The 16,606-nt window shown below is 46.1% G+C and carries 15 protein-coding genes, 15 tRNA genes and 1 rRNA gene (1 of these 31 running past the window's edge); 30 read left to right on the top strand and 1 reads right to left on the bottom strand.

Annotated features, from left to right (window positions below; translation table 11 throughout):
• The 16 genes from MLD56_RS21230 to MLD56_RS21155 form a co-directional block, all read left to right on the top strand.
• Positions 1 to 1,970, top strand: a 23S ribosomal RNA gene (locus tag MLD56_RS21230) (it extends 958 nt beyond the left edge of the window).
• Between the two features lie 66 nt (positions 1,971 to 2,036).
• A tRNA-Asn gene (locus MLD56_RS21225) sits at positions 2,037 to 2,112 on the top strand.
• A gap of 3 nt (positions 2,113 to 2,115) precedes the next feature.
• A tRNA-Ser gene (locus MLD56_RS21220) sits at positions 2,116 to 2,207 on the top strand.
• Positions 2,208 to 2,224: 17 nt separating this feature from the next.
• Positions 2,225 to 2,296, top strand: a tRNA-Glu gene (locus tag MLD56_RS21215).
• 67 nt (positions 2,297 to 2,363) lie between these two features.
• A tRNA-Val gene (locus MLD56_RS21210) sits at positions 2,364 to 2,439 on the top strand.
• Between the two features lie 26 nt (positions 2,440 to 2,465).
• Positions 2,466 to 2,542: transfer RNA gene (locus MLD56_RS21205), tRNA-Met, on the top strand.
• A gap of 15 nt (positions 2,543 to 2,557) precedes the next feature.
• Positions 2,558 to 2,634: transfer RNA gene (locus tag MLD56_RS21200), tRNA-Asp, on the top strand.
• 37 nt (positions 2,635 to 2,671) lie between these two features.
• Positions 2,672 to 2,744: transfer RNA gene (locus MLD56_RS21195), tRNA-Phe, on the top strand.
• A 22-nt stretch (positions 2,745 to 2,766) separates the two neighbouring features.
• A tRNA-Thr gene (locus MLD56_RS21190) sits at positions 2,767 to 2,842 on the top strand.
• Positions 2,843 to 2,847: 5 nt separating this feature from the next.
• Positions 2,848 to 2,933, top strand: a tRNA-Tyr gene (locus tag MLD56_RS21185).
• 7 nt (positions 2,934 to 2,940) lie between these two features.
• Positions 2,941 to 3,014, top strand: a tRNA-Trp gene (locus tag MLD56_RS21180).
• Between the two features lie 17 nt (positions 3,015 to 3,031).
• Positions 3,032 to 3,104 (top strand) — tRNA-His (locus MLD56_RS21175).
• Between the two features lie 10 nt (positions 3,105 to 3,114).
• Positions 3,115 to 3,189: transfer RNA gene (locus MLD56_RS21170), tRNA-Gln, on the top strand.
• A gap of 7 nt (positions 3,190 to 3,196) precedes the next feature.
• A tRNA-Gly gene (locus MLD56_RS21165) sits at positions 3,197 to 3,268 on the top strand.
• A 12-nt stretch (positions 3,269 to 3,280) separates the two neighbouring features.
• A tRNA-Cys gene (locus tag MLD56_RS21160) sits at positions 3,281 to 3,355 on the top strand.
• Between the two features lie 11 nt (positions 3,356 to 3,366).
• Positions 3,367 to 3,445: transfer RNA gene (locus MLD56_RS21155), tRNA-Leu, on the top strand.
• Between the two features lie 852 nt (positions 3,446 to 4,297).
• Here the strand turns inward: MLD56_RS21155 and MLD56_RS21150 are convergent.
• Positions 4,298 to 4,441: a hypothetical protein gene (locus MLD56_RS21150; RefSeq protein ID WP_161627025.1), complete on the bottom strand. Its 144-nt coding sequence runs from the start codon at positions 4,439 to 4,441 to the stop codon at positions 4,298 to 4,300.
• 289 nt (positions 4,442 to 4,730) lie between these two features.
• Here MLD56_RS21150 and MLD56_RS21145 point away from each other — a divergent pair, with 289 nt between their 5' ends.
• From MLD56_RS21145 to MLD56_RS21080, 14 genes are all read left to right on the top strand, one after another.
• Complete coding sequence (locus MLD56_RS21145; RefSeq protein WP_029518160.1) at positions 4,731 to 5,252, top strand: MarR family transcriptional regulator; 522 nt, start codon at positions 4,731 to 4,733, stop codon at positions 5,250 to 5,252.
• Positions 5,233 to 6,009 carry a Fe-S cluster assembly ATPase SufC gene (gene sufC / locus MLD56_RS21140; RefSeq protein WP_029518161.1) on the top strand — a complete coding sequence of 259 codons (777 nt, stop codon included), beginning with the start codon at positions 5,233 to 5,235 and terminating at the stop codon, positions 6,007 to 6,009. Before MLD56_RS21145 ends, sufC begins: the two co-directional genes overlap by 20 nt.
• Before the next feature lie 23 nt (positions 6,010 to 6,032).
• The gene (gene sufD / locus MLD56_RS21135; RefSeq protein WP_029518162.1) at positions 6,033 to 7,340 is read left to right on the top strand and encodes a Fe-S cluster assembly protein SufD; all 1,308 of its coding nucleotides are present in this window, start codon (positions 6,033 to 6,035) and stop codon (positions 7,338 to 7,340) included.
• A 43-nt stretch (positions 7,341 to 7,383) separates the two neighbouring features.
• Positions 7,384 to 8,781 (top strand): Fe-S cluster assembly protein SufB, encoded by a 1,398-nt coding sequence (gene sufB, locus MLD56_RS21130; RefSeq protein WP_029518163.1) that lies wholly within the window; start codon positions 7,384 to 7,386, stop codon positions 8,779 to 8,781.
• Positions 8,782 to 9,102: 321 nt separating this feature from the next.
• Positions 9,103 to 9,342, top strand: coding sequence for a NifU family protein (locus MLD56_RS21125; RefSeq protein ID WP_013373004.1), 240 nt, complete (start codon positions 9,103 to 9,105; stop codon positions 9,340 to 9,342).
• A 383-nt stretch (positions 9,343 to 9,725) separates the two neighbouring features.
• Entirely contained in the window at positions 9,726 to 10,277 is a 552-nt protein-coding gene (locus MLD56_RS21120; RefSeq protein WP_029518165.1) for a TetR/AcrR family transcriptional regulator, read from the top strand.
• 129 nt (positions 10,278 to 10,406) lie between these two features.
• Positions 10,407 to 11,657, top strand: coding sequence for an MFS transporter (locus tag MLD56_RS21115; protein WP_275041147.1), 1,251 nt, complete (start codon positions 10,407 to 10,409; stop codon positions 11,655 to 11,657).
• Between the two features lie 127 nt (positions 11,658 to 11,784).
• A complete protein-coding gene (locus MLD56_RS21110; protein ID WP_013311898.1) occupies positions 11,785 to 12,096 on the top strand; it encodes a LiaF transmembrane domain-containing protein in 312 nt (103 codons plus the stop codon).
• An 84-nt stretch (positions 12,097 to 12,180) separates the two neighbouring features.
• A complete protein-coding gene (locus MLD56_RS21105) occupies positions 12,181 to 12,852 on the top strand; it encodes a PspA/IM30 family protein (RefSeq protein ID WP_013311897.1) in 672 nt (223 codons plus the stop codon).
• Between the two features lie 7 nt (positions 12,853 to 12,859).
• A complete protein-coding gene (locus MLD56_RS21100; RefSeq protein WP_029518167.1) occupies positions 12,860 to 13,348 on the top strand; it encodes a PspC domain-containing protein in 489 nt (162 codons plus the stop codon).
• Positions 13,348 to 14,052: a PspA/IM30 family protein gene (locus tag MLD56_RS21095; RefSeq protein ID WP_013311895.1), complete on the top strand. Its 705-nt coding sequence runs from the start codon at positions 13,348 to 13,350 to the stop codon at positions 14,050 to 14,052. Before MLD56_RS21100 ends, MLD56_RS21095 begins: the two co-directional genes overlap by 1 nt.
• A gap of 149 nt (positions 14,053 to 14,201) precedes the next feature.
• On the top strand, positions 14,202 to 14,849 hold the full coding sequence (gene liaF, locus MLD56_RS21090) for a cell wall-active antibiotics response protein LiaF (protein WP_029518168.1): 648 nt from the start codon (positions 14,202 to 14,204) through the stop codon (positions 14,847 to 14,849).
• A 16-nt stretch (positions 14,850 to 14,865) separates the two neighbouring features.
• Positions 14,866 to 15,945 carry a sensor histidine kinase gene (locus MLD56_RS21085; protein WP_029518169.1) on the top strand — a complete coding sequence of 360 codons (1,080 nt, stop codon included), beginning with the start codon at positions 14,866 to 14,868 and terminating at the stop codon, positions 15,943 to 15,945.
• On the top strand, positions 15,923 to 16,573 hold the full coding sequence (locus MLD56_RS21080; protein ID WP_013372995.1) for a response regulator: 651 nt from the start codon (positions 15,923 to 15,925) through the stop codon (positions 16,571 to 16,573). The genes MLD56_RS21085 and MLD56_RS21080 overlap by 23 nt, the downstream gene beginning before the upstream one ends.
• The last annotated feature ends 33 nt before the right edge of the window (positions 16,574 to 16,606 follow it).

Here is a 16,606-nt window from a genome sequence, read left to right as displayed (position 1 = left end):
AACTCCGAATGCCATAGATTTAGTTCCGGGAGTCAGACAGTGAGTGCTAAGATCCATTGTCGAAAGGGAAACAGCCCAGACCATCAGCTAAGGTCCCCAAGTGTGTGTTAAGTGGGAAAGGATGTGGAGTTGCACAGACAACCAGGATGTTGGCTTAGAAGCAGCCACCATTGAAAGAGTGCGTAATAGCTCACTGGTCGAGTGACTCTGCGCCGAAAATGTAACGGGGCTAAACACACCACCGAAGCTATGGCTTGATGCTTGCATCAGGGGTAGGGGAGCGTTGAATGCGGGTTGAAGGTGTACCGTAAGGAGCGCTGGACTGCATTCAAGTGAGAATGCCGGTATGAGTAACGAAAAGATCTGTGAGAATCAGATCCGCCGAAAGCCTAAGGGTTCCTGAGGAAGGTTCGTCCGCTCAGGGTAAGTCGGGACCTAAGGCGAGGCCGATAGGCGTAGTCGAAGGACAACAGGTCGAAATTCCTGTACCACCGTAATCCGTTATGAGCAATGGGGTGACGCAGTAGGGTAGTGACGCGGACTGATGGATGTCCGTCTAAGCAGTGAGGCTGATGTGTAGGCAAATCCGCACATCATTAAGGCTGGGCTGTGATGGGGAGCGAAAATTGTAGTAGCGAAGGTCATGATCTCAGACTGCCAAGAAAAGCCTCTAGCCAGGAGAAGGTGCCCGTACCGCAAACCGACACAGGTAGGCGAGAAGAGAATTCTAAGGCGCGCGGAAGAACTCTCGTTAAGGAACTCGGCAAAATGACCCCGTAACTTCGGGAGAAGGGGTGCCTCGGTAGGGTGAATAGCCCGAGGGGGCCGCAGTGAAAAGGCCCAAGCGACTGTTTAGCAAAAACACAGGTCTGTGCGAAGCCGCAAGGCGAAGTATACGGGCTGACGCCTGCCCGGTGCTGGAAGGTTAAGGGGAGTGGTAAGCTCGCAAGAGCGAAGCTATGAACCGAAGCCCCAGTAAACGGCGGCCGTAACTATAACGGTCCTAAGGTAGCGAAATTCCTTGTCAGGTAAATTCTGACCCGCACGAATGGCGTAACGACTTGGGCGCTGTCTCAACGAGAGATCCGGTGAAATTTTAATACCTGTGAAGATGCAGGTTACCCGCGACAAGACGGAAAGACCCCATGGAGCTTTACTGCAGCTTGATATTGAATTTGGGTACGATCTGTACAGGATAGGTGGGAGCCGTCGAACTTTGAGCGCCAGCTTGAAGGGAGGCATCCTTGGGATACCACCCTGATCGTATCTAGGTTCTAACTTGGTACCGTAAACCGGTGCGAGGACAGTGTCAGGTGGGCAGTTTGACTGGGGCGGTCGCCTCCTAAAGAGTAACGGAGGCGCCCCAAGGTTCCCTCAGAATGGTTGGAAATCATTCGAAGAGTGCAAAGGCAGAAGGGAGCTTGACTGCGAGACCTACAAGTCGAGCAGGGACGAAAGTCGGGCTTAGTGATCCGGTGGTACCGCATGGAAGGGCCATCGCTCAACGGATAAAAGCTACCCTGGGGATAACAGGCTTATCTCCCCCAAGAGTCCACATCGACGGGGAGGTTTGGCACCTCGATGTCGGCTCATCGCATCCTGGGGCTGAAGTAGGTCCCAAGGGTTGGGCTGTTCGCCCATTAAAGCGGTACGCGAGCTGGGTTCAGAACGTCGTGAGACAGTTCGGTCCCTATCTGTCGTGGGCGTAGGAAATTTGAGAGGAGCTGTCCTTAGTACGAGAGGACCGGGATGGACGTACCGCTGGTGTACCAGTTGTTCCGCCAGGAGCACCGCTGGGTAGCTATGTACGGAAGGGATAAGCGCTGAAAGCATCTAAGCGTGAAGCCCCCCTCAAGATGAGATTTCCCAGTATGTAAGACCCCTTGAAGACGACGAGGTAGATAGGTTGGGGGTGGAAGTGCAGTAATGCATGGAGCTGACCAATACTAATCGGTCGAGGGCTTATCCTAAGATAAAACGCAAATAAGTTTCGGATCCAGTTTTCAGGGTGTAACCTTGAAACAAATGCTTAATATTCCCTGATAGCTCAGTTGGTAGAGCACTCGACTGTTAATCGAGTTGTCACAGGTTCGAGTCCTGTTCGGGGAGCCATATGGAGAGGTGTCCGAGTTGGCCGAAGGAGCACGATTGGAAATCGTGTAGGCGCCAAAAGCGTCTCGAGGGTTCGAATCCCTCTCTCTCCGCCATAATTCATTTGTAGCATGGCCCGTTGGTCAAGGGGTTAAGACACCTCCCTTTCACGGAGGTAACAGGGGTTCGAATCCCCTACGGGTCATAAAAATATCATAAAAAACTTGCAATAAAAAGTTTATTATGATATAATATGAAAAGTGTTTCGGTGTGGAGGCTTAGCTCAGCTGGGAGAGCATCTGCCTTACAAGCAGAGGGTCGGGGGTTCGAGCCCCTCAGCCTCCACCATTTGGAAAATAAATATTTATTATTGTCGCGGGGTGGAGCAGTTCGGTAGCTCGTCGGGCTCATAACCCGAAGGTCGCAGGTTCAAATCCTGCCCCCGCAACCAATTAAAAATTATTATGGAACTGTGGTGTAGAGGCCTAACATGCCTGCCTGTCACGCAGGAGATCGCGGGTTCGAATCCCGTCAGTTCCGCCATTAGTATTATAACGTGTAATGAAGGGCCTTATTCTAAGGCTCGGTAGCTCAGTCGGTAGAGCAGAGGACTGAAAATCCTCGTGTCGGCGGTTCGATTCCGTCCCGAGCCACTTTTAATTGAATATTTTATGTGCCGGTGTAGCTCAACTGGTAGAGCAACTGACTTGTAATCAGTAGGTTGGGGGTTCAAGTCCTCTCGCCGGCACCATTTTTGGAGGATTAGCGAAGTGGCCAAACGCATCAGACTGTAAATCTGCTCCCTTACGGGTTCGGTGGTTCGAATCCATCATCCTCCACCAGTTTTATAGGGGCATAGTTTAAAGGTAGAACAACGGTCTCCAAAACCGTTGGTGTGGGTTCAATTCCTGCTGCCCCTGCCAATTATTCATTACTTGCGGCGGTCGTGGCGAAGTGGTTAACGCACCGGACTGTGACTCCGGCATTCGTGGGTTCAAGCCCCATCGGCCGCCCTTTACTTATTGGGGATTAGCCAAGCGGTAAGGCAACGGACTTTGACTCCGTCATGCATAGGTTCAAATCCTATATCCCCAGCCATCTTTATGCGGACGTGGCTCAGCGGTAGAGCATCGCCTTGCCAAGGCGAGGGTCGCGGGTTCGATTCCCGTCGTCCGCTTTGTTACACTCTGGCGCCATAGCCAAGTGGTAAGGCAAAGCTCTGCAAAAGCTTTATTCCCCAGTTCAAATCTGGGTGGCGCCTCCATAATTGAATACGCCGGCGTGGCGGAATGGCAGACGCGCTCGACTCAAAATCGAGTGGGAAACCGTGGAGGTTCGAGTCCTCTCGCCGGTATTAACTAAAAGAGTTCATTAGAGACATTCTCTAGTGAGCTTTTTTTATTTGAGCTTTAGTACCCCACTCATTGCTTGAGCTGAAGACACCTTTGAGTTGTATTCCAAATGCGAATAAATATTTGCCGTTGTTGCATAATCGCTGTGGCCTAACCATTCCTGAACTTCTTTCATACTTACCCCTAATACATCTACATAAATATACTCCAGGTACTCAAGACAATAAGAATTGTCAGAAGATAAGCGATAGGATTCCTGTTATTCCTTCATACGAATCAGAAGCTCATAGAACGTGTCCACCAGTGGCAGATTACCGGATGGAGTAGCCGCTTTTACTCTTACAGCATATCTTCGTATTCAACCGCGAGTGCTTGTCCTTCCATATGAGAATTCTTCCTGGCTTCCTGAAGCAAGATTTCGGCTCTTTTCTTGGTTCCTTTTATCTTAAGCCCCGTAGGGATCCATTTTGGTTATCGTTTACCATTCTCATCTTTACAGTTAGGCGGATGTCCCGTTGCGCTTTCTCCTCTTCCAACACCTCCAGAGGGTGAACCCGATCCTTTTTCAAATACCGGTTGAGCTTCGGAATGGATTTGCTACAAAAGTGGTAGCCGAATCCGCCGATGGATTGCTTTAGCGCCCAGAAGGTACATTTGTTTTTGAACCGGGCGGTATAAAGTTCAATGATCTAGGTTGTCTCCAGTGTCAGATCGGTGCTGGCTAGAATGGAGGATCGCCTGTTCGGATTCACCAGCAAAAACCACAGTTTTTGGTTACTCTTTGGCCCCATAACATATCCAGACACAGGTAACTGACGGATTATTCATTGCCATACATGCTCGCGATAGCGTACTCAAACGCGGCGATACAGCTTTAAAACAGCTCGGCCAAGCACCACCTTCGTCCTCTTTTTACGGTAGCGACCCCAGTCTGTGGCAGGTGTACCATGACGTTCATAGGCAACGGTATTGGACTTGGCTTCGGTTACCAGATCCATCCGGATGCTGCCGAATTGGTTCCATTGTTCAACCCCCGCAAAGCAGGATTGATCAGAGGTATTTAAAACTATTTCCGGGACGTGCCCTAGTAAAAACACAGCATGAGGCCTATGACAATGACAACAAACCCGTGAAATGCGACTTCAAAATTACGTCACATTTAACACAATTGATATTGATTATCAATATCAATTGTGTTAATATAATTTTGTTTACTAGTGAACAAAAAGATCTAATGGAGACACTGAACTTGGTCTCAACTACTACAAAAGAGGGGAGATTGGGAAATTGGAGTTTCAAAATCATTTTAAAGGTCATCTTTACGAGCAATATATTAAAATGCTACATCTGAATGAGCTGTATACTGAACAAGAATTTAACTCGTTTCGGCAACAGGCCAGAAAGTACCAGATTGACATGCTTTCCAACAATATTACTAGTGTGCACGTTATTGATTGCATTGGTGATTATGAACCGATAAATCATACCGGGATTGTGGAGAAGATGGGGTTGTCCAAAGCTAGCATTACTAAAATTAGTGCAAAGCTGCTGGAAATGGGCTTCATTATGAGAAGTCAACTGAACAGCAATCGTAAGGAGATTTACTTTAGTTTAACGGATAAGGGAAGACACGTTTATCATTTGCATAAAGAAATGCACAAAGAAAAAGAAGAAAGGTTTTACCAATTCATTGAATCCTATTCAGAGGTTGAGCTGCAGACTATTGGAAAATTTATGAGTGATTTGGTGGCGCGTGCCGAAGAATACTCCGAAGGGAAGTTTACGATAAATGACGACATTAAAGATTGAGGAATTAAGATCCAAGATTGAAGGGAAAGAAATTTTAAAAGGGCTCACACTGGAGATTCATGGCGGAGAGATTCATGCGATTATGGGGCCTAATGGGACGGGAAAAAGTACATTGGCTTCAGCTTTAATGGGCCATCCCAAATATGAGGTTACTGGCGGTAAGGTGACATTGGACAATGAAGACCTTCTGGAGATGGAGGTGGATGAGCGTGCCCAGGCAGGCTTGTTCCTCGCTATGCAATACCCAAGTGAAATTGCTGGCGTGACCAACTCGGATTTTCTCAGAAGTGCCATCAATGCACGGCGTGAAGAAGGCGATGAGATATCCCTAATCCGTTTTATCCGTGAAATGGAGAGCAAAATGAAGGGGCTGGAGATGAACCCGGAATTTGTGCATCGTTATTTGAATGAGGGATTCTCTGGCGGTGAAAAAAAGCGGAATGAGATTTTGCAAATGATGCTACTTGAACCCAAGTTTGTGATCCTGGATGAAGTGGACTCAGGGCTTGATATTGATGCACTGCGTATTGTGGCCAATGGCGTAAATGAGATGCGCAGCCCGGATAGAGGCTTTTTAATCATCACCCATTATCAACGACTGTTGAATTATATTACCCCGGATTTTGTGCATGTCATGATGCAAGGCCGGATAGTTAAATCTGGCGGTCCGGAGCTTGCCCACCGTTTGGAGGCTGAAGGGTACGATTGGGTGAAGGAGGAACTTGGGATTACGGATGAGACGGTAAGGGATGCTTAAAAGCCGGAGAGGAGGAACAGCACGTGGATATACAAGCTAGAGTTTCAATGAATGTGGACGATTTACGCGCATGGTCAAGCGCTAAGGATGAACCTCGTTGGCTGATTGAACGCCGCGTTCATGCACTCGAACTGGCAGGGACGCTGGAGTTGCCTAAAGTGGAGAAAATCAATCTTGAAAAATGGGATATCTACGAAAGTGGAGATTACAAAGCTGAGAATGCGTGGTCTAGTTTGGAGGAAGCGCCGGAGGTTGTTCGAGGTTTGGTTGCTTCTCCGGTGAAAGGCGGACTAATCGTTCAGCTCAACTCGGATGTAGTGTATACGAAATTGTCCGAGAGCTTAGCCGCCCAGGGAGTCATTTTAACGGATCTGCATACTGCGGCAAAAGAGCATGAGGAGCTGGTTCAACGTTATCTCTTTCAGGCAGTAAAGCCAGAAGAACATCGTTTATCTGCTGCACACAGTGCCTTATGGAGTGGTGGCGTTTTTCTATATGTCCCAGACGGTGTAGAGGTTGAAGCACCTATTCAAGCGATCTTTCTTAACGATACAAGCGGTGTGTGTTTTGCTCCTCACGTCTTAATTGTGGCAGGGAGCAACAGCAAGATTACTTATGTGGATAATTGTGTATCGAGTGGTGATGATGTCAAGGTATTGCATAACGGTGTGACGGAGGTCTTCGCGGGGGCGGGCTCAAAGGTGCAAGTAGCTTCGGTTCATCAGCTTGCTGTAACTACAACAGATTTCACCCAGCGACGGGCGGTCGTTCTTGCCGATGGGGGTGTGGAATGGATTATCGGTGAGATGAACAATGGTTATACCGTGAGCGATACCAAGACTTTGCTACAAGGCAACGGGGCGGTCTCCGACAATAAGGTGATTGCTATTGGCACGGGCAATCAAAAATCGAGCTATACAACTCAAGCTCAGCATTTTGGCAGAAGCTCGGTAAGCCAGATGATTACGCGTGCAGTCATGCTTGAAGAAGCTACGGCCATTATCAACGGCATTACAAAGATTGAAAAAGGTGCAACCCATTGTGATGGTCAGCAAACAGAACGCGTGCTTATGTTAAGTCCTAAAGCTCGCGGCGATGCCAATCCGATCCTGCTGATAGATGAGGATGATGTAACCGCGGGTCATGCTGCATCCGTGGGGCAAGTAAATGCAGAGCAAATCTATTATCTGATGTCGCGCGGGATATCACGGAGTGAAGCCGAACATCTTGTTATTTTCGGATTTCTCGCTCCTGTCATTTCGGAGATCCCGCTGGAAGGTGTTCGCAGTCGCCTAAAAGATTTAGTGGAAAGCAAGCTCGGCAGATCATAGCAAATCAAAATGAATCTTGAAAGGTTAAAAAGGAGTGATACCAATGGCTAAAAAAGCACCAGATATGGGCGAATATAAATATGGGTTTCGCGACAAGCACCAGTCTATTTTTCAATCTGGAAAAGGTCTGACGGAAGAGATTGTCCGGGAAATTTCCCGAATCAAGGAAGAGCCGGAGTGGATGCTCAATTTTCGGTTGAAAGCTTTGAATCAATTCTACAAAATGCCGATGCCTGAATGGGGAGCGGATTTGACCGAGCTAAATCTTGATGACATCCAGTATTACGTTCGCCCTTCTGAAAAACAGGGAAAGACCTGGGAGGAGGTTCCTTCCGAGATCAAAGCAACCTTTGACAAGCTGGGAATCCCTGAAGCGGAGCAAAAGTTCCTGGCGGGCGTATCCGCTCAATATGAGTCGGAAGTAGTTTATCACAGCATGCGGAAAGAACTGGAGGATCAGGGCGTTATTTTCCTTGATACGGATAGTGCATTAAAGCAATACCCCGAAGTGTTTAAGCAACATTTTGGGACGATAATCCCTCCCGCCGACAATAAATTTGCGGCGCTTAATAGTGCGGTTTGGTCAGGCGGTAGCTTTGTATACATTCCGAAGGGGGTTCAGTGCGAGGTTCCTATACAAGGTTATTTCCGTATTAATTCTGAAAATATGGGTCAATTCGAGCGGACATTAATTATTGCCGAAGAGGGCAGCTTTGTCCATTATGTTGAAGGATGTACAGCACCTATTTATAGTACCAGTTCTCTGCATAGTGGAGTTATTGAAATTATTTGCCGGAAAGATTCCCGTGTCCGTTACACGACCATTCAGAATTGGGCTCCTAATATCTACAACTTGGTAACCCAAAGGGCTGTGGCAGAAGAAAATGCCACAATGGAATGGGTGGACGGCAACATCGGCTCCAAGGTAACAATGAAGTATCCGGCAGTATTATTGAAAGGACGGGGAGCCAAGGGGTCCATCCTGTCTATTGCCGTAGCCGGTAAAGATCAGCATCAAGATGCTGGCGCGAAGGTAATTCACCTTGCTCCCGAGACAACATCTACGATTATATCCAAATCCATCAGCAAGCAGGGCGGAAAAGTAAACTACCGAGGGTTGTCCAGCTTCAGCCGCGATTCCGCAGGGTCCAAGTCCAATATTAAGTGCGATACGTTGATATTGGACAACATGTCAACATCAGATACGATTCCGTACAATGAAATTAAAAACGATCAGATTACTTTGGAGCACGAGGCAACAGTATCCAAAGTGTCCGAGGAACAATTGTTTTACTTAATGAGCCGCGGGCTTACAGAACAAGATGCTACACAAATGATTGTAATGGGCTTTATTGAACCGTTTACCAAAGAATTGCCAATGGAATATGCCGTTGAAATGAATCGGTTGATTCAATTTGAGATGGAAGGAAGCATCGGTTGATTCATTAATTTAATAGATCAAACCTTTATCATTCTTTAAAGAAGTGCGAGGTGCTAGTAATGAAGAAAAATAATTCGGACGATTCAGAACTAGCTCAAATTACGCGAGAGATACGAAAACTTCAGTTCTGCCTCAATATGCTGTCAGGATTGAGCGCAAGTTGCGGTGTGATGATACCTTTAGACTCTATTCATACGCTTATAAGGGAACTTTCGGATCAAGAGGTCACTCTTAGGCAAAAAGCAAAGGATCACTCAGACGATCTAGGGTGAAAAAAGGTATGAATTGACGGTTGGTAAAACAATGGGAGGAATTGACATAATGGATGAAAATGGAGTTTTATTCGATGAAGTATCGGAAGTTCTTCTCAAACTACGTCCTTTCTTACTGCGTGACGGTGGAGATGCTGAACTGGTCGAAGTTGAGAACGGTATAGCAAAATTAAGATTTTTGGGAGCTTGCAATGGTTGCCCAAGTGCTACGATTACGTTAAAGGTTGCTATTGAGCGCGCAATTCTTGAGGAAATTGATGATATTAAAGAAGTTGTACAAGTATTCTAAATTCCTTGATACTGAGCAACTGAGTTAGTCCTGTCGCAGACCATAGCCACGGAAGTTGATCCCGCTGCTCAATACCAAAGTACATCGACAGATTACCTTGCGGGTCGAAATCGACGAGCAACGCTTATCCCCCTTCATTAAACAAGGTATTATCAAGATTGTATTCGGTATCGAGTGGGAAACCGTGGAGGTTCTAGTCCTCTCGCCCATACACAAAAGGGTGATAAAATGCTTAAAGGCATTTTATCCCCCTTTTTATTATATATTCATGATTTTGGCAACAAGGTTAACATGGACTTGACCAGCGCTTTGATCTTATCGTAAGATGATGGTACTGAAAAAACTTTTCTAGTTTACCGAGCGCGAAAGAAATGAGGGCGAATATGCAGGAAAGAATTTTGGAGGCTTTTGTAGATGAAGTTCATGAAAATGGATTGAAATTTACGATGGATGATCTTGCGAAAAGACTCGCTATTAGCAAGCGTACGTTGTATGAAAACTTTTCGTCTAAGACGCTTATTTTAGAAACACTTATTGAGCGTACAAATGATGATATGATTCGAAAAACTGAGCAGATTATCCAAAATAATGAGTTATCTTTGTTAGACAAGATTAAGCAGTCGATTAGGGTCATGCCTCTGTATTATAAGTTTTACGATTTAAGAATATTGGACCAGATGAAAAAGTATTATCCTGAACAATGGAAAAGGGTACATGCCGATTTAAATGATTGGTCTCCGATTAGAACATTAATTCAGGAAGGCATCCGAGAAGGAATTATTGTGAACAAAAATGAGGCTCTGATCATGAAGCTTATTATTGAATCTGTAAATTTAACGCTTGATCAGCGTTTCTTTCTGGATAACAGTGTGACGGTAGAGGAAGCTACTTATTCTATTGTAGATATTTTGTTGTTCGGTTTGGTCGAAAATTAAAAAATAGCCTCAACAATATGCTGCATATTTGAAGAGGCCACTTTTTTATATGAAAACTAAGAAAACATTTTTAGTTTCAATTGTTTTTTGAAAAGGGATAATGAAGTTTACCTGATATCGAATAAAGAGATACGGAAAAGGAAGGGTGGTAATATGTCTATACTCACAAGAAATCGAGGAGCAATGCTGTTATTGATGCTTAACATTTTTTTGGCATTCATGGGGATCGGCTTAGTTGTCCCTGTATTACCTAAATTTATAAGTGAGCTAGGGATGAATGGTTCTTCGATGGGACTGATGGTTGCAGCTTTTGCGTTGACTCAGCTTTTATTATCACCATTGTCAGGAAAGTTGTCTGATCGTTATGGACGTAAAAAATTGATTGTTTCTGGGATGTTCATCTTCATGTTATCAGAGCTTGTTTTTGGACTGGCTCATTCCATTCCTACCCTGTTCATAGCACGAATCATGGGTGGAGCAGGGGCAGCGTTGCTGACTCCTTCTATAATGGCCTATGTCGCTGACGTGACCTCGTTTGAGGAAAGAGGCAAGGGAATGGGCATGATCAATGCGGCGATCAACACAGGCTTCATAATCGGGCCAGGGATTGGCGGATTGCTTGCCACATATGGAATACGCATTCCCTTCTTTGCGGCAGCTGGAGCTGCGGGAATAGCAGCTATCTTGTCTCTGTTAGTGCTGCCTGAGTCTTTAAGCAAGGAAAAGCAACAATATAATAGAGAGCTTCCACGTCAAAAAGAAAATCTTTTGCAGCAATTTGCCAAGTCATATCAATCTCCATATTTCATGGGTTTACTCATTGTATTTGTCGTTGCTTTTGGGTTAGCGAACTTCGAAACCGTATTTGGACTGTTTGTTGACCATAAATATGGTTTCACACCGATGGATATTGCCATCATCATAACGACAGGCTCCATTTTGGGAGCAGTTGTCCAAGCAACTATATTTGGATGGATCATTAATCGTTTTGGAGAGAAAAAAGTAATTCATCTCTGCTTGGCTATTGGGGGCCTGTTCATCTTCCTAACCCTATTTGCTGAACAGTACATGATGATTATGCTGACGACCTTCATCATTTTTCTGGCTATGGATATCCTTCGCCCGGCAGTAAGTACTTCTCTATCGCGGCAGGCCGGAGATGAGCAAGGCTTTGTGGCAGGCATGAACTCATCCTATACCAGCTTGGGTAATGTGATTGGACCATTAATTGCAGGACTGTTGTTCGATGTTCATATTAATCTGCCTTATATGGTTGCAGCTATAGCGTTACTGGCTTGTCTCGTCCTTTCACTACGTTCCAAGCAAGCGGGTGAGCAACATTCGATAGCCCGTGCAGCAGAACAGCATAGAGGAGGATAGCCGCAGGTCTATACTCATCCCCGACTTAGGTCTAGGTTCAAAAACCGTCTGGGGTCCGTTTTGTCAAACGCTTGTTCAGCGTACAATAAGGACATAAGCAAGACACAGTGAAAGGCGGTGAGAGATGATGAGAGTTAACAAAGGGAATGGGTTAGCCATTGTATTGATCGTGTTGGGTTCGATTATGCTGCTCGGTAAGTTTACTCCGTTTTTCGGTCACTTTTTAGGACATCTGATTGGTTACTTAATTCCGATAGCTATGGTTATGCTAGGCTACTACGGTGTGAAAAAAGGAAATGCGCTCTTCGGCTGGATCGTACTTGTACTTGGGGTACTGATTTTGCTCGGCAAACTGTCCTGGCTTCTGGGACCACTACTGGCAATCGGGTTGATTATATTTGGTGTTTCCCTGCTGAGTGACCGCAGAAGACGTTACTGATTTTAGCAGTTTAGCGAATGAAGAAATATTGCAGTAACGAAGTTTTAATTATGGGGATACGAATTGTGAAAGGAGCAGATGCAAATGAGTGTTTTTCGAAGAATGCGCGATATTACGGTAGCGACCTTCAATGAGCATTTGGAACAAAGCCAAGACCCAGTGCAACTGATTGACCAGTTCTTGTATAATACCCGCCAGGAAATTGCCGAAGCGGAAAAACTCCATCAACAGTATGCGATGCATACAAGACAGATGAAGCAGCAGTTGGATCATGCATTGTCCATGCAGACCAAACGGGAGGAACAGGCGCTACTGGCTTTGAAAGCTGATGAAGAACATATTGCGAAGCTGGCCCTACAGGAGAAAATGCTATATGCAGAAAAAGAAGAGCAGTATAGAGAATTGTGGGAGCAGAGCCGTGAATCACTACGTGAGCTAGAACAACAGCTAGATACGTTAAAGACAGAATATCAAACGGTACACAGCAAGCGTCAGTATTATGCGGCACGTGTACAGACGTTGAGACTCCAGCAGCAAATGAACGAACGGGCTGGTACATACGGTGGACGAAATGTTCCCCGAATGTTCAACCGCTTGGAAGACCGGGTAGCCGATATGGAAGCAGAAACGATGAGTCTGCGTGATTTACGTCGGGGTGAGGGCGACCATGCACAGGATGCCCAAGGCGGTGGATCGCTGCTCGAACAAGAGTGGGCGAGACTGAAAAGCAAGCTGAACAACAGCGGGAAGGAGTAATTTGATAATGACCCGAATTTACAGATCAAGCCGGGATAGAGTAATAACAGGTGTATGTGGCGGTCTTTCTGACGCAACAGGAATGGACTCAACATGGATTCGTATTCTGGTTGTGATCAGTTTCTTTATTACAGCAGGAACCACATTTATGATTTATGTGATTGCGGCACTGGTTATCTCCAAGGAGCCGAGATCTCCTTTCGATGGAGGATTTGGCCCTGACAGCGGGCCCTACCATCAACAGGATCCACGCTATTATGGCAGTAACAATACAAGATCGCAGTATGGGCAGGGAACTGGTTACAACCAGGGCGGTGCATATGGCAATTCGAACCCGTTTTTTGGTCAAGATGCCCGCAACTCATCCAAATTTAACACAGGTCAGAACAATGACTTGGATTCCATGATGGAAGATATTGAGAAAAAGGCAATGAAAAAAGAATTGGCAGAGTTACGCAAAAAAGTAGAGCAATTTGAGAAGGGAGATCGTAAATAATGGGGATCTTTAAAAGAATGAAGGATATGACAAGAGCATCGGTGAATGAAGTGTTGGATAAAGTGGAAGATCCGATTATTATGTTGAATCAATATCTGCGCGATATGGAGGCGGAAATTCACGAGGCAGAGGTAACGGTTGCCAAGCAAATGGCGAATGAACGACGTATGAAACAGCGTTTGGAGGAAGCGGTACGTGTATCCAATGAGCGTGAGAAACAGGCTGAATCCGCATTGCGAAATGGTCAGGAAGAAGTAGCGCGCAAGTTGTTGGGAGAGAAGATTTATTTTGTGCAGAAGCAGGACGAATACCGCGACTTGCATACACAAGCTGAGCTTCAAGCAAAAGAATTGGTACAGCAGCTTCACGACATGAAAGATGAATTCTATAAAATGCGCAACAAGCGCAATGAGTTGGTATCCCGTGCTCAAATGGCGAAAGCTAAAAAGCAAATGTCTCAAATCAATAGTTTGCACACGATTGAAAGTGGATCTGCTTCACTGGGCTTCCACCGTATGGAAGAAAAAATCATGCAAATGGAAGCTGAAGCTGACGTACTGCGTGCTCCTTACCGTCAAGCTCCAGGAGAAGCATATGTTAATCCGGCTGAGGCTGAAAAACAGTTTAAAGTGGATGAGCAGCTTCAACAGCTTAAGTCCAAAATTCAGACAGGTGTTAAACCAGTCGATATGAAGAAGGACTGACTACTCGGAAACAAGACATTATGATATGCTGTATGGAATGGACATTGGTCGATGATCGTGCCTAATCTGTATGGTTCAGGAAAGCCATATGGCGGAATGTTGCGCCACTATGGCTTTTCCGTCCTGTATAAACAAAAAGGGGGTGCAGCATGGAGAGAAGAAAATCAGCCTTGGCACTGGCAGGGATTGGCATCGGAATTATCATTTTATTCGGTCAGTGGATTGGGTTCCTCTCCGTGGTTGCACTGATCCTAATGTTGGCCGGAATATATAAGATCCGCAATTCCAAAATCAAAAAGGGTTACACGATGCTCGCGATTGGTGCTGGATTGTTAGTGCTGGATCATTTGTTCCTGTTTGTTGTAGTTACACTAGCATCATTAGCTATATTCTATTCACGTTCAAGGAAGCTGCATAAAGGTCAAAGCTCCATATTCAAGCACAATTTTATATCCAATCATAAATGGGATGAAGTGCCTTGGAGCCTGCGCAGCACAAGCATATGGCATGTGGTTGGGGACGTGGATGCCGACCTGACGTTGGCTCTTCCAGAGGAACGTGAGCCCGTCATATTTTTGCAGGGGATCTTCGGTGATATTGACATCACCCTACCGGATAATTACGGTGTAGAGGTGGAGATGTTCATATTGTTCGGACAGATTCAGTTCGACCGGGACCATGAGGCGGGGATGCTCAATCGACTAGTTTGGAAGTCTCCCCATTTTGAGCAGAGTGAGTATAAAGTGAAGTTTGTTGTTTCGTACTTGGCGGGCGATGTTCGCGTCCGATTTTATTGAATCAGGAGGAGCCGGGATGAATCATAAAAAAGCGTCCAACATGGTAACCCGCAGTATGGGTGAAGGTATCCTCCTGTGTGTTGTTGTGGGCGTAGTTGTCTTTTATATGCTGTATACATATGGATATGTGAAGTCGTTCCCAACCTGGGGAATGATATTGAAAGTTGCAGGAGCCGTTATACTGGTGTTGATTGGTACAGGGGCAATGTACGGATTTTATGAAAGCTACCGCTTTAAAAGCAGACTGGAAATGTTGAGAGAGACGTTGCTGATGTGGGAAAAGGGAACCCCTGCACGTGAGTTGCCGCCCCTAGGGCATGATGAGCTTGGCAGGCTGGGAGAACAGCTGGAACGGATTGGGCGTAAATGGCAGGAACAAGTTACGTCTTTACAACGCTTATCCACGGATAATGCTCAGTTGGCAGAACAGGCACGGATGACTGCGATTGTGGAGGAGCGACAGCGGCTGGCCAGAGAGTTGCATGATGCCGTATCACAGCAATTATTTGCTATTTCAATGACGGCGACGGCTGTGGGAAGGACGCTGGATAAGGATTTTGATAAAGCGCAGCGTCAAGTTGCACTAATTGAAGAAATGTCTTCCGTGGCACAATCCGAAATGCGGGCGTTACTACTACATCTGCGGCCTGTCTATCTGGAAGGGAAACGGCTTGAGCAGGGTTTGCGTGATTTGGTACAAGAGTTGCAGGCAAAGGTACCGATGGAGATTGATTTTGAGATTGAAAGCGGAGTACAGTTGGTTAAAGGCATTGAGAACCACTTGTTTCGTATTGTGCAGGAAGCGATGTCTAATACGTTGCGCCATGCCAAAGCAACCCGCATGGAAATTCGTATCGTGCAACGCCCAGATTCCATCAGGCTGACGATTCGGGATAACGGTATTGGTTTTGAGCTGGATGAGAAAAAGCAGACTTCATATGGATTATCCACGATGCAGGAGCGGGTCAGTGAAATTGGGGGAGCGATTCAGTATATAACTGCTCCAGGAAAAGGGACACGGATTGAGGTGTCCGTGCCAGTTATTAATGATGAAAGCGGAAGGAACGATGATCATGGAAACGGAATTACCGATTAGCGTACTGCTGGTAGACGACCATGAAATGGTACGAATTGGTCTTGCGGCGGTGCTGGGGACGGAAGAAGGTATTGAAGTGGTCGGCGAGGCCGGAAGCGGAGAAGAAGGCATACGGTTGGCTTCCGAATACAAGCCAAATGTGATTTTGATGGATCTGGTCATGGATGGCATGGATGGCATCGAAACGACACGCCAAGTAACTCGTCTGCTTCCAGAGACAAAGGTGATTGTGCTGACGAGTTATTTAGACGATGAGAAAATGTATCCGGTCATTGAGGCAGGGGCATTCAGCTATTTGCTTAAAACGTCTCGCGCTTCCGAAATAGCGGATGCGATCCGTGCAGCTGCACGTGGACAGTCCGTACTAGAGTCACAGGTGGCCTCCAAGATGATGAATCGATTCCGCCAGCCACAGGCTGAAGCGCCCGCCCATACGGAGCTGACTGATCGTGAGATGGAGGTACTTCGCCTGTTGGCACAAGGGAAGTCTAATCAGGATATCGCAGACGAGCTGATTATCGGGATTAAGACGGTAAAATTCCATGTCACGAACCTTCTCGCTAAATTAGGAGTGGAAGACCGTACACAGGCGGCGATCTATGCCTATAAGAACGGATTAGCAGAGTAGAATGTAGAATAAACGAATACAAAGAACCGGAGA

Origin of the sequence: Paenibacillus peoriae, from assembly GCF_022531965.1 — a bacterium.
GTDB classification, from domain to species: Bacteria; Bacillota; Bacilli; order Paenibacillales; family Paenibacillaceae; genus Paenibacillus; species Paenibacillus polymyxa_D.
Note: the sequence above shows the minus strand (reverse complement) of the source record. Positions and strands in the feature narration are given on the sequence as shown.